This window comes from Burkholderia sp. E168m23, from assembly GCF_016586125.1.
Lineage (GTDB): Bacteria > Pseudomonadota > Gammaproteobacteria > Burkholderiales > Burkholderiaceae > Burkholderia > Burkholderia orbicola.
In genome coordinates, this window is record NZ_BCPP01001673.1 from 1 (window position 1) to 609 (window position 609).

Here is a 609-nt window from a genome sequence, read left to right on the forward strand (position 1 = left end):
GGTTCGCCGCGAACGCGCCGGTCGCGCTGGCGATCGCGCGCCACCTGCGCGCGCGCTTCGGCGCCGCATGGCAGCAAAAGGCGGCGCTGCTGTCGATCGACGATCCGGAATGGGCCGAGCTGATCGGCATCACGACGATCCGTCAGCCGACCTACGAAATCGGCTACAAGGCCGTCGAATTCGTGCACGAGCGGATCGACGGCGCGGCGGGCGACGTGCGCGTCGCGATGCTGCCCGGCGAGTTGATTGCGCGCGCGTCGACCGCAAGCTGAGTATCATTCGGGGCACGCGGCGTGTCAGGTGCGCTGCTTCGAACCAAGGAAATACATGACTGTCGCTCCCGTCACGCTGGCCGCGCTGATCGCCGCCACGCTGATCATCGCGCTGCTGCCGCTCGTCCTCTACCGCATCCTGCGCAAGCCGCTTGCGCTCAACCGCCGCGACACGATCGTCGGCGTCACCGTCTTCACGCTGTTTGCGATGATCCTCGAGCGCGCGTTCCACGGGCTCGTGCTGAGCCACACGCCCGAGGACGGCTGGCTGACGCAGCCGCTCGCGTTCGTCGCGTACAGCGCGCTCGCGACCGCCGTATTCGAGGAAATCGGCCGC

At 68.1% G+C, this 609-nt stretch carries 2 protein-coding genes; both read left to right on the plus strand.

Annotated elements, in window-relative coordinates; genetic code table 11:
- On the plus strand, positions 1-272 hold a 272-nt coding region (locus JMF90_RS39590), incomplete at its 5' end, for a substrate-binding domain-containing protein (protein WP_201326601.1).
- A gap of 55 nt (positions 273-327) precedes the next feature.
- Positions 328-609 (plus strand): YhfC family glutamic-type intramembrane protease (locus JMF90_RS39595; protein WP_201326602.1); only part of this gene is annotated, 282 nt, incomplete at its 3' end.